We start from the raw sequence: 12,888 nt of genomic DNA, 5'->3' as shown, positions 1-12,888 counted from the left end.
CCTGGCCGGCGGGATCGGTCGACGACGACGTGGCCCTGGCGTCGGCCACCGCCGCGGCGGCGCAGGGGCTGGGCGCCCGGCTGGTGTTCGTGCGGGGGACCGCCGGCGACGACGCGGAGCACGCCGCGGCCTCGGCCGAGGCGATCGTGAAGGCCCTGACGCCGGCGGTGCAGGTGGCCGTGGGGCCGGCGGGCGTGCACTCCGACGGCGTCGAGACCTTCCGGCTGCTGGCGGAGGTGGCCGAACGGTACGGGCTGCGGCGGCGGACGCAGGCCAACGAGGTGGTCGACGTCGAGCGGGCGCTCGAGCGCTACGGGCGGCGGCCGTTGGAGCTGCTCGACGAGTGGGGCTGGCTGGCGCCGGACGTCACCCTGGCCCACCTGTGCGCCATCTCCCCGGAGGAGGCGCAGCTGGTGGCCGGGTCGGGGGTGTCGGCGACCCACGCCCCCGGGTGCGACCTGGTGATGGGGTGGGGCGTGGCGCCGGCGGGCGACCTGCTCGACCGGGGCGTCGCCGTGGGGTTGGGCACCAGCGGGGGCGGCACCAACGACGCCGGGCACCTCCTGGCCGACGCCCGCCTGGCCATGCAGGTGGCGCCCATGACGGGGCGGCCGTTGACGGCCCGGGAGGTGCTGACGCTGGCGACGGCCGGCTCGGCGGCGGGGCTGGGGCGACCGGACCTCGGGCACCTGGAGCCGGGGGCCGCCGCCGACCTGTGTTGCTGGGACGTCACCGGCGTGGCCGACGCCGGGGTCGCGGATCCGCTTGCCGGTCTGGTGTGGGCCGGGCCGGGGCGTCGGCCGCGCCACGTCGTGGTCGCCGGGGAGGTCGTCGTGCGGGACGGGCAGCTGGTCGCCGAGGACGAGCACACCGTCGCCTCCCGCCTCCGCTCCCTCGTGTCCGCCCGCCGCCGATGAGCGGGACCGACCACGACGTCGTGGTCGTCGGGGGTGGGCACAACGGGTTGATCTGTGCGGCCTACCTGGCCCGGGCGGGGCTCGACGTGGTCGTCGTGGAGGCCCGGGAGGATGTGGGCGGCTGCGCCTCGACGGTGATCCCGGCGGCGCTGGGGGCCCGGGTCAACGTGTGCAACTGCGACCACCTCACGTTCCGGACCACGCCGATCGCCGACGAGCTGGGCCTGGCCGACCACGGCCTCCGCTACCTCGACGTCGAGCCGGCACAGCTGTCGCTGAGCTGGGACGGTGCCGCGCCGTGGACCTTCCACCACGACCTCGCCGCCACGCTCGACTCGTTGCGACAGGCGCACCCCGACGAGGTCGAGGGCTACCGGCGCTACGTCCGGGTCGCCAGACCGGTCGCCGAGCTGGTGCTCGAGCTGGCGGGCGCGCCCCCGACGCTCCCGGCGGTCGCCCGGCGGGTGCTCGACCGGCGGGCCCGGGGCGTTGCCACCCTGCTGCGCTGGAGCCGCCGCACCGCGGTCGACGTGCTGCGGGGCTTCTTCCGCAGCGACGCCCTGCTGGCCCCCGTGCTCACCACCGGCCCGGCGGTGTGGGGCATCACCGGCGAGCACCAGCGCACGGGGATGGCCGCCCTGGGCTACGCGATGAAGCACGTCGCCCGGGTCGGGCGGCCCGAGGGCGGCAGCGGTCGCCTCACCGACGCCGTGGCCGCGTCGTTCCTGGCGTCGGGCGGCCGCGTGCGGTGCGGGCAGCGGGTGGGCGGCATCCTCTGCGACGGCGAGCAGGTGCTGGGTGTCGAGCTGGAGGGCGGCGAGGTCGTGCGGGCGACGAGGGTGGTCGTCGCCTGCGACCCCCGGCGGGCCTTCGTCGAGTGGCTGCGCGATCCGCCGGCCGGGGCCGCCGAGGTGCTCCGGCGCTGGTCGGAGCAACCGCAGCACGAGGGCTACGAGTCGAAGCTCGACGCCGTGGTGGCCGAGCCGCCCCGGTTCCCCGGCGTCGACGGCGACCTGGTCCCGACGGCGATCGTCGCCCCGAGCGTGGCGGGACTCCGTGACGCCCACCGCCTCATGGGCGACGGGCAGATCGCCGACCGGCCTCCCCTGTTCGTCAACGTCCCCTCGGTGCTCGACCCGACGATGCGGGTGGGGCCTCGAGGCGACCACGTCCTGAGCCTGGAAGTCCTCGGCACGCCCTACTCGCTGGCCGGCGGCTGGGAGGGGTCGTCCGAGCCGGAGCGCTGGCTGGAGGCCCTCGCCTCGCTGGCCGAGCCCGGGTTCCTCGACGGCGTGCGGCGCTGGCGGGTCATGACGCCACCCGACTACGAGCGCGACTTCTCGCTCACCAGGGGCCACGCCCCATCGTTCGCCGGTGGTCCCCTCGCGGCGCTGCTGGGACGCGACCGGGAGCTCACCCGCTACCGCACCCCCGTCGCGGGCCTCTACCTCACCGGCGCCGCCACCTTCCCCGGCGCCGGCGTGTGGGGAGCGTCGGGCCGCAACACCGCCCACGTCGTCCTCCACGACGTGGGCGGTGCCACGAGCAACTGACCTGCGGGACCCGGACTCCGGGTCCTAGGGGAGGCCGATCGAGTCGTCGATGAACTCGTTGGTGACGACGTCCTCGGCGGTGACGCCCTCCTTGATCGAGTCGACCCCGACGCTCTCGAAGATCGGCAGCGTCTCGTCGATCAGGGTCTGGACCCGCTCCATGTCGAAGTTCCCGATCACGTCGTCCGGCCCGTTCGACACCAGGCCCTCGTCGGTCATCACCTCGACGGCGTCGGCGTTGCCCTCCGCCGACAGCGTCCAGAACGACGCCATGTCCTCGACGTAGCCCAGGAAGAAGTCGTTCATGGGTTCCGGGTCGGCCATGTAGTCGACCTGCGCCTGCTGCATGATCGGCACGACGGCCTCCAGGCAGTCGGCGTCCTCGGTGACGCGCTCGGGGCGCACCGCCAGCGACGACGGGTAGATCTCGTACCCCGCGTCGTGGATGAGCAGGTAGTCGACCGGCTTCTTCCACTCGTCGATGTCGTTCTCGTACTTGTACGGCTCGTTCGACGCGAAGCCCTGCTGGAACACCTCCTCGGTCACGAACCGGCTCGGCGCCCCGTCGTAGGAGGCGTCGAGCTGGTCCTCGGTGAGGAAGCCCTTGCCGACCAGGAAGTCCATGTAGGCCGAGCCCTCGAAGTAGAGGACGGGGGCGCCCGACTCGCCGATGTCGGCGAAGTCCTGGATGTCGGGGAACGCCTCGGGATCCCACATGAGGATCTGGGGGCTCTTCTCCAGCGGGCTCACCACCGACACCAGGGCCTGGTCGCCCGAGTCCTTGATGACCTCGTCGGTGGCGACGTACCCCATGAAGATGTCGGGGTCGGCGTACATCTGGGCGCTGGTCGACTGGCCACCCAGGAACGGCCCGCCGGCCCTGATCTCCAGATCGATGCCGGTGTCGCCCAGGGGGCCGGTGTAGGTGCCGGCGCCGGCGTCGGGCTCCCCGTCCGTGCCGATGACCTGGTAGAGGCCGCCGTGCTCGGGTTCGGGGAACCAGTCCGTCTGCACGACGAGCGGGTCGGGACACACCGAGGAGAGGTCCGTGGTGGCCTCGGAGCCACCGCCCTCCCCGCTGCCGCTGTCGTCCTCGGCCGCGTCGTCGTCGTCGCCGCAGGCCGCGGCGATCAGTCCCAGAGCGAACGCCAGCGCGACGGCTCGCCGCCACGATGGAACGCGTGACATCCATGCCCTCCTTGTTTGGTTGCGGTTGCCCGCCTCAGTGATCTCCGCCGGCCGACTCGTGCCAGGAGCGCAGCAGCCGGTTGGCCAGGAACCCGAAGCCCCAGAACACGACCAGGCCCAGCAGCGACGAGAAGAAGATCGCCGTGAACAGCTCCTCCGACTCGAGCCGGTTGCGGTAGATGTCGAGCAGGCGGCCGATGCCGGGCTCGCCCTGCCGGAAGAAGAAGTCGCCGACGAGGGCACCGATCACCGACAGCCCCGCGGCGATGCGGTAGCCGGTGAAGATCGCGGGCAGCGCTGCCGGCAGGAGCAGCTTGCGCATGCGGGTGGCGCGACTGGCACCGTGCAGGGTGAAGAGGTCGTGGAGCTGTCGGTCGGCCGACTTCAGACCGAACAGCGTGTTGGTGATGATCGGGAACAGCGAGATGAGCACCACCACGATCACCCGGCTGCGGAAGTTGAAGTCGAACCAGAAGCCGATCAGCGGCACCGTGGCGATGATCGGGATGGTCTGCAGCACCACGGCGTAGGGGTAGATCGACCGCTCCACCCACAGCGCCTGGCTCATCGCCACCGCCAGCAGGGTGCCGAGCACGATCGAGATGACCAGGCCGACGATCGCCACCTGCGTGGTCGACCACAGGCCGTGGAGGATCTCGGTGAGGTTCTCGGTGTCGAGGAAGCCGACCTTCACCACCTCGTGGGGCGGCGGCATCAGGAACCGCTGGCTCTCCTTCAGCAGCAGGTAGGAGAAGGCGTTCCAGATGCCGAGGACCAGGGCGAGCACCCCGAGCGGCGGGAGGAGATTGGCGAGCCGCGACCCCCTGCGGCGCCCGCGGGGCGAACCGGCCTCCGAGGACGGCAGCCCGCCGTCGTCGTCGGAGGCCGGTTCGGTGAGGGGGGACTCGACGTCGGGGAGCACGGAGGTCACCGCGACTCCCGGAGCGAGGCCGACACCTGGCCGGCGAGCGCGGCGAAGGCGGGCTCGAAGCGCAGCTCCGGGGCCCGGGGGTAGTCGAACGGGACGGCGACGTCGGCCACGATCCGCCCCGGCCGCGGCGACATCACCAGCACCCGGGTCGACAGGAACACCGCCTCGCTCACCGAGTGGGTGACGAACAGCCCGGCGAACCTCTGGCTCAGGAACAGGCGCAGCAGCTCGTCGTTGAGGCGCTCACGGGTGATCTCGTCGAGGGCGCCGAAGGGCTCGTCGAACAGGAACACGCCCGGCTTCAGCGTGAGCGACCGGGCCAGCGACACCCGCATCTTCATGCCGCCCGACAGGCGCCGGGGCATCTGCTCCTCGAACCCCTTGAGCCACACCAGCTCGATGGCCTCGGCGGCGAGCCGGCGGCGCTCCTCCTTGGGGGCTCCGTGCAGCTCGGCGAACAGCTCGACGTTGGCCTGGACGTTCCGCCACGGCAGCAGGGTGGCGTCCTGGAAGACGTAGCCGAGGTCGTCGGCGTCGACGTCGACGTGGCCCCCGGTCGCGGTGGTGAGGCCCGCGGCGATGCGGAGCAGGGTCGACTTCCCACAGCCGGAGGGGCCGACGACGCTGACGAGCTCGCCCTTGTCGAGGCCGAAGGAGACGTCGTCGACCGCATGGGTGCCGTCGGGGAACACCATGCCGACGTGGTCGAACCGCAGCGACGTGTGGGTCGGAGCGCTGGTGGTCGCCATGCCTGCTGAACGTATGAGCGCTGCATGCCATGCCCGTGTCGCGTCCGTAAACGCTCTGTGTGACCCGCCTTTCAACAAGCTGTTGACCCTGCGGGCGTGGGCGGGTCAGTGGGCGAGTCAGTGCATGACCATCCCGCCGGTGACGTTGAACGCCTGGCCGGTGCAGTAGGCGGCGTCGTCGGAACCGAGGAACAGGGCCATGCGGGCGACGTCGTCGGGGGTGCCGAGGCGGCCGAGCGGCGACAGGCTCTCCCACTGGGCGACCTGCTCGGGCGTGCGGTCGGCGGCACCCATGTCCGTGGCGACGTAGCCGGGGCAGATGCAGTTGACGGTGATGCCCTGGGGGCCGAGCTCCATGGCGGCGACCCGGGTGAGGGCGATGACGGCGGCCTTGGTGGCGGCGTAGTGGGCCTGGCCGGGCTCGCCCAGCTTGCCGCCCATGCTGGCGATGCTGACGATCCGGGCGGCCGGCGCCTTGGCCAGGTGGGGGGCGGCGGCCTGGGTGGTGAGGAGCAGCGCCCGGACGTTCACGTCGAACAGCAGCTGCCACTCGTCGAGCGAGATGTCGAGCAGCGGGGTCGACCGGAACACCCCGGCGTTGTTGACCACGATGTCGAGCCGTCCGTGGCGGGCCGCGACGGCGTCGACGGCCCAGGTGACCTGGTCGGGGTGGCGCAGGTCGGCCTCGACCGCCCAGGCGTCGTCACCGGGGTCGAGCACGTCGACGACGGCGACGTGGGCCCCTTCGTCGGCGAACGCGGCGGCGATGGCCTTGCCGATGCCCCGGGCCCCGCCGGTCACCAGCGCGACCCGTCCGGCGAGGCGGCCCTCACCCATGGATGGTCTGCTCGACAGCCGTGTGGGCGACGAGGCGACCCTTGGCGAACACCATCCGGTCGAGGGGCGCGTCGGCGACGGCCGCCCGCAGCGACGGCGCCCGGACGGCCAGCAGCTCGGCCGGCGACCCCGGCGCGACGGTGACGGGCGGCAGGCCGAGCGCCCGCCGCGCGGCGGTGGTGACGGTCTCGTAGGCCGCCGGCGGCGACAGGTGACCCGCCATCACCAGCAGCGCCGCCGTCTCCAGCGGGTCGGCCCGACCGACGGTGTTGAAGGGGTCCTGCAGGTTGTCGGCACCGCCGGCCACGGTGACGCCCGCCGCCAGGAGCGCCTGCAGGCCGGCGAGCCCCCGAGGCGGCGCCTGGGCGATCCCCCGGGCCTGGAGGAAGAGGTTGGTCTGCGGCAGGGTGACCACGGCGACGTCGGCCTCCGCCAGCTCCTCCGCGACGAGGTGCTGGGTCGCCGGGTCCTGCATGCCGTGGCTGACGCAGTGGCTGGCGGCGACCGTCACGTCGTCGGCCCAGCGGTCGCCCGGTGCCCCGACGACCCGGGCCAGGTCGCGCACCCACAGGTGGTGCGGGTCGAGGGTCTCGTCCATGTGCAGGTCGACCGACAGGCCCCGGTCGGCGGCGACGCTCACGGTGGTGTCGAGGCACTGCAGCGGGTCGACGTCGAGGTGCGGGCACCCGCCCACCACGTCGACGCCCATGTCGAGGGCGGCGCACAGCAACCCGCGGTCGGTCGGGGTCCCGATGAGCGCCACCAGCTGGAGGTCCATGAGCGGCGCCAGCTCTGCTCGGACGCCGACGAGCGCCTCGACGGCTCGGAGCCCCGAGGGCCCTCCGACGTTCACGTGGCTCCGCACGGCGGTGCAGCCGTTGGCCAGCAACCTCAGCGCCGCCGTCCTGGCCCGTGACGCGAAGTCCTGGGCGCTCAGTCCCCCGCACACCGCATCCCACCCGACGATGGCCCCCGCCAGGTCGCCCGTGGGGTTGTCCACCAGGTCGGCGGTGAGCGCCTTGTCCAGGTGCGCGTGCGGTTCTGCGGGCGCCGGCAGCAGCATCCACCCGTCGAGGTCGTGCACGGCGCCCCCCGCCAGGCCCGTCCCCACCTCGGCGATGTGCTCGCCCTCCAACACGACGTCGACGACGCTCCCGTCCCCGAGCGTCGCCCCCCGCAACAGCGTCCGACCCTCCATGGCCCCCAGTCCACCGGCCCAACCCGTCCGCCCCGTTTACGCCCGATGAACACTCCCGCGACGCCCCCTTACGCCCCCCTTGACGCCGAGGGTCCTTGCGAACGCGCGTTCGGGCGGGCAAGCTGTCGGTCATGGCTTTCGGACAGCAGACAGGACCGCCGGCGACGGCGAAGCAGGTGCAGGAGCTGCTCGGGCTCCTGCAGGAGGCGGGCCACGACGACTTCCGCGACGCCCGAGGCCCCCTGGGGTTCACGCAGCGTCAGTCCGCCGGCAAGTTCACCCGCGACGAGGCCGAGGCGTTCATCGCCCAACTGCAGGAGGCCGAGACCGCCGGTGCCCCCGATGTCGGCGCCGCGCCGCCCGTCCGGCTCTCCGCCGCCGAGCAGGCGTTGCGCCGGGTGCCGGCGGAGCAGCTCGCCGCCGAGCTCCAGCGTCGCGGCTGGGTGGTGCTCGAGCCCTGACCCCGGTCAGCCCGGGTCGCGCTGGACGAGCTTGCTGAAGGTGCTCCGTGACCCGTCGGCCGGCTGCTCGTAGAGCAGCGCCAGGCCGGCCTGGTCGAACATCTCGAACCAGTCGCTCCAGGCGATGACCTGGATGTTCCGGCCTGCGGACCTGCCGTCGAAGTCGAGGTGCGGCACGGTGACCTCGGTGTGGGCGATGTGGACCTGCACCGGCCGGCCTCCGGCGCTCTCGGCCCACCGCCGGATCTGCTGGTGATCGGTGGTCAGGTTCATCTCGTCTGCCATGCCCACGCCCTTCCCTCCCCGTCGCCCCCGAAACCGCGCACGGGTCGCCCCCGGGGGATCAGGTGACGCCCCACATGGCGGCCACGTGACGGGCGTCGGTGCCACAGCACCCGCCGACGAGGGCGAGGTTGGGCAGGTGCGGGCGCAGGGCGTCCTGCGCAGCGCTGAGCTCGACGGGCTCACCCTCGTCCAGTTCGGTGGCGGCGTCGAGCTCCTCGTGGCTGCGGGTCGACGCGTTGGCCCGAAGCCCCACGATGCGTGACTGCCATTCCCCGGGCTCGGCCAACCCCGGCGCCATGTGGGTGGGGTGGGCGCAGTTGACCATGAAGTAGTCGGGACCGCCCTCGGCGTCGACCTCGGCGATGGCGGTCGACAGCGGCGTGCCGTCGGGAAGCCGGCCGTCCTGCTCGACGGTGAAGGAGACCGAGACCGGCATCCCGGCGGATCGTGCGGCGCGGGTGATGCCGATCGCCTCGCCGGTCCCGGTGAGGGTGAGGACCGTGACCAGGTCGGCTCCCGCCTCGGCGAAGGCCTCGATCTGGGGTGCGTGGTAGGCGGCCGCCGCGTCGGGGTCGACCACCCCGCCGGCGACGTACCCATCGCCGCGGGGCCCGAGGCAGCCGCTGATCAGGAACGTGTCGAGGCCGGCCCGGTCCCGCAGGCTCTCGAGCAGGGCGACGGAGTCGCGGTTCACCCGGCGGAGATCGGTCGCGGAGTAGCCGAGGCGGTCGCCCCAGTCGCGGCTCGCCCGCCACGTCGGCGTCTCCAGCTGCAGCGCCGCTCCGGCCCGCCGGGCGATGTCGACGTAGTCCTCGTAGTAGCGCACGAGCAGGTCCCGGCCACGGGCGTCGTCGACGAGAGGGAACGCGGCGAAGTCCGGCAGGTCGACGTCGTGGTGGAAGACGAGGTCGGTCTCGAGGCCTCCGTCGGTGACGACCGGACGCCCCGACATCTGCGGCAGCGCGCCGCGGTGGTCCGTCGGCTCCATGGTTCCCGCTCCTTCGTTCCAGACTGTTTGGTCTGTTTTAACAGACCGGCTGGTCTGGTACAACCGGTTCATGCCGCGAGACGGAACGGCCACCCGTGGAAGGATCCTGGACACCGCGGAGCGGCTCATGATCGAGCAGGGCTACAACGCGACCCCGCTGGACCAGGTGATCGCCGAGTCGTCCAGCTCGAAGGGGGCGTTCTTCCACCACTTCCGGTCGAAGGCAGATCTCGCCCTCCGGTTGGTCGAGCGTTACGTCGTCGCCGATCTGGCCCATCTCGACGCGGGCCTGGCCGCCATCGCCGGCGTCGAGGACCCCGCGGCGCGGGTGGTGGCCTTCCTGCGGTTCTACGAAGACGGTGCCGAAGAGCTGATGTCGGCGCAGTCGGGCTGCCTGTTCGCCACCGTGCTCGCCGAGCGGGAGTTCACCGGGAGCGACATCAACGCCCTGGTCGCCAAGACGGAACTGGCATGGCGGGCCGCGCTCGTCGATCTGTTGCGCCCCGCGATCGCCGCTCGCCGTCCCGGCCTCGGCATCGACGTCGACGCGCTGGCCGACCACCTCTACACGACGTTCGAGGGCGGCTTCATCCTGTGCCGCACGCTCGAGGAGACCGCCGCCATGGGTGCCCAGCTGCGGGTGTTCCGCCAGCTCGTCGAGGCTCTGTTCCGCCTCGACGAGCCCGATCGCTAGCGGGGTCGAGCCCGTGCACCGTCGGCGTCGGGCAGCCCGCCACCCTCACAGCCGGGGCATGACCTCGTCGGCCACCAGGTGGAGCTGCTCGTCCATCTGCTCCCGGGTCAGGCCCGGGAAGTCGGGGAAGACCACCAGGTGCCGCAGCGACAGCTCCTCCCGGTACCGGCCGATGACCTCGACCACGTCGTCGACCGAGCCGATCGCCATGATCCGCTGCTCGATCGAGTCCTCGACCGTCGGCTGGTAGGTGAACTGCTTCTTCGACCCGTCGGGCTCCAGGTAGGAGGTGAACCGCCCGTACGGCGCCAGGAAGCGGCAGAACTCGTCGTGCCCGTCCCGCACCGAGGCGATCGCGGCCTCCCGGGTCGGTCCGACGTGCACGTTCAGCACCAGCGCCCGGTCCTCCCCCGGCCGCACGATCCGGCCCGCCGCCTCCGCCACCTCGGCGTAGGAGTCCCAGCGCTGCTTGATCGCCGACGGGTGGCCCAGCCAGTACACGCCCTTGTGTCCCGCCGCGGGGGCGTAGGTCATGGTGTCGGGCGAGGTGATCGGCTGGAAGATCTCCACCTCCCGCACCGGCCGCGGCACCAGGGTCAGCTCGCTGACCGTCGCTCCCCGGTCCGGGATCCCCACCGGGGGGAACGACCAGTGCTTGCCGTCGTACGAGAACCTCTCCTGCGACCAGGCCGCCTTGATGACCTCCATCGCCTCCTCGAACATCTCCCGGTTGACCCGGTCGGCGTCGCGGCTCATGGCGTTGTCACCCGAGGCGACCATGGCACCCAGCGACTCGGCCTCCCGGGGCACGGTTCCCCGCCCGACGCCGAACACCATCCGGCCGCCGGTGAGGATGTCGGCCATGGCGAAGTCCTCGGCGAGGCGCAGGGGGTGCCACTGCGGCACCACCGTGAACATCTGCCCGAACCGCAGCCGCTGGGTGCGCATGGCCAGCGCCGTGCCGAACAGGATCAGGTTGGGCACCACCTCGTAGCCCTCGTGCTGGAAGTGGTGCTCGGTGAGCCACATCGTGTCGTAGCCGAGCCGGTCGGCCGTCTGCGCCCAGGCGAACAGGTTGTCGTAGGCGGCGACGACAGCGTCGGGCCCGTAGCGGCGGTCGGTCGGCACCGGCCCGGCGTTCCCCGCATCGGGCATGGGGACCGTGCCGAAGAAGAAGACGTCGAGCTGCATGGGGCCCAGTCCACAAGGCAAACGACGCCGGGCGATGTACGGCTCGTGAACGTTCGCGCGACGCGGCCTTGTCCGCACCTGACCCCTCCGTCACGCGCCGGGCGGCGACCCCTCCGAATCGGGCCCCTCCACTACCGGCAGGCGGATGTTACCCTCGGTATTGAAGCGGAGCGGAGCTACCGGGGGGCAGCATGGCAGACGCAACGACGGACGAGATCTCGTCGGGACGCGGCCTGGACGACGTGACGCGGGCCGTGGCGGCCGCCGGGCTCGTCGGCGCCGGCGTCATCCACTTCGCCTACGCGCCCGTCCACCTCGACGAGGAGCTCAGCCACGGCATCTTCTTCCTCGTCACCGGGTGGCTGCAGCTGGCGCTGGCCGCGGGGCTGGTGCTCCGCGCCCGGCCGCAGCGCCTGTGGCTCGGCGCGACCGCCGCGGTGAACCTGGCGGTCGTGGCCGTGTGGGTGGTGTCGCGCACGGTCGGCGTCCCCGGGTCGGAGAAGGAGGGTGTCGCCTTCCCCGACGTGGCGGCGACGCTGCTGGAGCTGACGGCCGTCGCCGCGGCGGTGGTCCTCCTGACGCACGTTCTCGGCGATCGACCGGTCGCCGGCAACACGCTGTTCGGCGGCGTCGGCCTCGGGGCCGTGGCCACCGTGGTGATCGTGTCGATGGCGGTGTCGCCCACGTTCGCCGGCGAGCACAGCCATGGCGCCGACGGCGACGATCACGGCCACGCCGACGGCAGCGACATGGCGGGCATGGAGGGCATGGACCACGGCCACGGCGTGCGGGTCGCCGGCCAGGACCTCGGCACCGAGGAGTGGGCCGAGTACCGCTTCGACGCCCTCGCCGGCTACGCCTCCGACGAGGAGGTCGAGCAGTTCGAGGCGCTGGAGGCCGAGTACCTGACGGAGCAGATCTGGAACCGCTCCGACCTGGTGAAGGAGCTGCCCAAGGCCGAGGCCGACGAGCTCGTCGCCACCTACGTCGACTGGGCCGTCGAGAACACCATCGCCCTCCTCGAAGGTGCCCAGTCGGGCGATCCCGAGGTGATGCACAGCCACGGCCCCGTCGAGTGGCAGCCCGTCACCGACCCCGACGAGCTGCTGGAGCTGCAGCAGCAGCTCGAGGCCTCGGGCAAGGTGATCGAGCAGTTCCCCACCGTGGCCGACGCCGAGGCCGGCGGCTACTACCAGATCTCGCCGTACGTCCCGGGCATCGGCGCCCACTGGATCAACGGCGACCTCGACGGCACCTTCGACCCCGCCGATCCCGAGATGCTCCTCTTCAACGGGACCGAGCCGACGTCGCGGATCGTCGGGTTGAGCTACGCCACCGTCGGCGACCAGGCGCCCGAGGGCTTCGTCGGCCCCAACGACACCTGGCACGCCCACCCGGCGCTGTGCACGCTGCGCGGCTTCGTCGTCGGCATCGACGGCACGCCCGAGGAGCTGTGCGAGTCGATCGGCGGCAACATCGCCAGCGGCCTCGCCGACCTCCACATGGCCCACCTGTGGCAGGTCCCGGGCTTCGAGTCCCCCTGGGGCCTCTTCAGCGCCGAGAACCCGCTCCTCAGCGTCACCACCTCCGACCTCGGCCGCAGCCTGAGGGACTGAGCGGCCGAGCCCGGACGCGTGACGTCCCGGAGCTGCAGCTCCGGGACGTCGACTGACTTCAGGTTGGGGCCCCGGCCCCGAGGTGTGCTCCACATGGGTCACAGCACCTCGGGGACGGGGTCGGTACGCCTTCTCCTAGTTGCCTAGGCCACCGGGCACGGCGCCGGGGGGCACACCGGCGGCATCGGAGGGCACACCGGGGGAAGCGGTGGGCACACCGGAGGCGGCGGCGGCGGGGGCGGAGGCGGGGGCGGCGGAGGCGGAGGCGGCGGGGGAGGAG

13 protein-coding genes are annotated in these 12,888 nt (G+C 72.5%); 5 read left to right on the top strand and 8 right to left on the bottom strand.

All coding sequences use genetic code 11. The annotated features are described in order from the left end of the window. Positions 1–917 (top strand): amidohydrolase family protein (locus VK611_13760; GenBank protein HMG42399.1); only part of this gene is annotated, 917 nt, incomplete at its 5' end. Further along, positions 914–2,470 carry an NAD(P)/FAD-dependent oxidoreductase gene (locus VK611_13755; GenBank protein HMG42398.1) on the top strand — a complete coding sequence of 519 codons (1,557 nt, stop codon included), beginning with the start codon at positions 914–916 and terminating at the stop codon, positions 2,468–2,470. The genes VK611_13760 and VK611_13755, both read left to right, overlap by 4 nt. Positions 2,471–2,494: 24 nt before the next feature. On the opposite strand, the gene VK611_13750 is transcribed toward VK611_13755, so the two are convergent. The 5 genes from VK611_13750 to VK611_13730 all read right to left on the bottom strand — a co-directional run bounded on the left by VK611_13750 (position 2,495) and on the right by VK611_13730 (position 7,373). Further along, positions 2,495–3,658: a hypothetical protein gene (locus VK611_13750; GenBank protein HMG42397.1), complete on the bottom strand. Its 1,164-nt coding sequence runs from the start codon at positions 3,656–3,658 to the stop codon at positions 2,495–2,497. Between the two features lie 34 nt (positions 3,659–3,692). Further along, positions 3,693–4,589 (bottom strand): ABC transporter permease, encoded by an 897-nt coding sequence (locus VK611_13745; GenBank protein ID HMG42396.1) that lies wholly within the window; start codon positions 4,587–4,589, stop codon positions 3,693–3,695. Further along, positions 4,586–5,338 (bottom strand): ABC transporter ATP-binding protein, encoded by a 753-nt coding sequence (locus VK611_13740; protein ID HMG42395.1) that lies wholly within the window; start codon positions 5,336–5,338, stop codon positions 4,586–4,588. Before VK611_13740 ends, VK611_13745 begins: the two co-directional genes overlap by 4 nt. Positions 5,339–5,455: 117 nt before the next feature. Continuing rightward, positions 5,456–6,175, bottom strand: coding sequence for an SDR family NAD(P)-dependent oxidoreductase (locus tag VK611_13735; GenBank protein ID HMG42394.1), 720 nt, complete (start codon positions 6,173–6,175; stop codon positions 5,456–5,458). Next, positions 6,168–7,373: an amidohydrolase family protein gene (locus tag VK611_13730; GenBank protein HMG42393.1), complete on the bottom strand. Its 1,206-nt coding sequence runs from the start codon at positions 7,371–7,373 to the stop codon at positions 6,168–6,170. Before VK611_13730 ends, VK611_13735 begins: the two co-directional genes overlap by 8 nt. A 131-nt stretch (positions 7,374–7,504) precedes the next feature. On the opposite strand from VK611_13730, the gene VK611_13725 reads away from it, so the two are divergent. Beyond that, entirely contained in the window at positions 7,505–7,834 is a 330-nt protein-coding gene (locus VK611_13725; GenBank protein ID HMG42392.1) for a hypothetical protein, read from the top strand. 6 nt (positions 7,835–7,840) lie between these two features. On the opposite strand, the gene VK611_13720 is transcribed toward VK611_13725, so the two are convergent. Beyond that, positions 7,841–8,119 (bottom strand): hypothetical protein, encoded by a 279-nt coding sequence (locus tag VK611_13720; protein HMG42391.1) that lies wholly within the window; start codon positions 8,117–8,119, stop codon positions 7,841–7,843. 58 nt (positions 8,120–8,177) lie between these two features. Further along, the gene (locus VK611_13715) at positions 8,178–9,107 is read right to left on the bottom strand and encodes a homocysteine S-methyltransferase family protein (protein HMG42390.1); all 930 of its coding nucleotides are present in this window, start codon (positions 9,105–9,107) and stop codon (positions 8,178–8,180) included. 70 nt (positions 9,108–9,177) lie between these two features. Here VK611_13715 and VK611_13710 point away from each other — a divergent pair, with 70 nt between their 5' ends. Continuing rightward, positions 9,178–9,801: a helix-turn-helix domain-containing protein gene (locus VK611_13710; GenBank protein HMG42389.1), complete on the top strand. Its 624-nt coding sequence runs from the start codon at positions 9,178–9,180 to the stop codon at positions 9,799–9,801. A 45-nt stretch (positions 9,802–9,846) separates the two neighbouring features. On the opposite strand, the gene VK611_13705 is transcribed toward VK611_13710, so the two are convergent. Continuing rightward, positions 9,847–10,992, bottom strand: a complete 1,146-nt coding sequence (locus VK611_13705) for an LLM class flavin-dependent oxidoreductase (GenBank protein HMG42388.1) — start codon at positions 10,990–10,992, stop codon at positions 9,847–9,849. A gap of 191 nt (positions 10,993–11,183) precedes the next feature. On the opposite strand from VK611_13705, the gene VK611_13700 reads away from it, so the two are divergent. After that, a complete protein-coding gene (locus VK611_13700) occupies positions 11,184–12,608 on the top strand; it encodes a hypothetical protein (protein ID HMG42387.1) in 1,425 nt (474 codons plus the stop codon). Positions 12,609–12,888: the final 280 nt, after the last annotated feature.

The organism is Acidimicrobiales bacterium, from assembly GCA_035316325.1.
In the GTDB taxonomy this organism is placed as follows: Bacteria; Actinomycetota; Acidimicrobiia; order Acidimicrobiales; family VFJN01; genus DASXTK01.
This window is presented reverse-complemented; position numbering and strand designations above follow the sequence as displayed.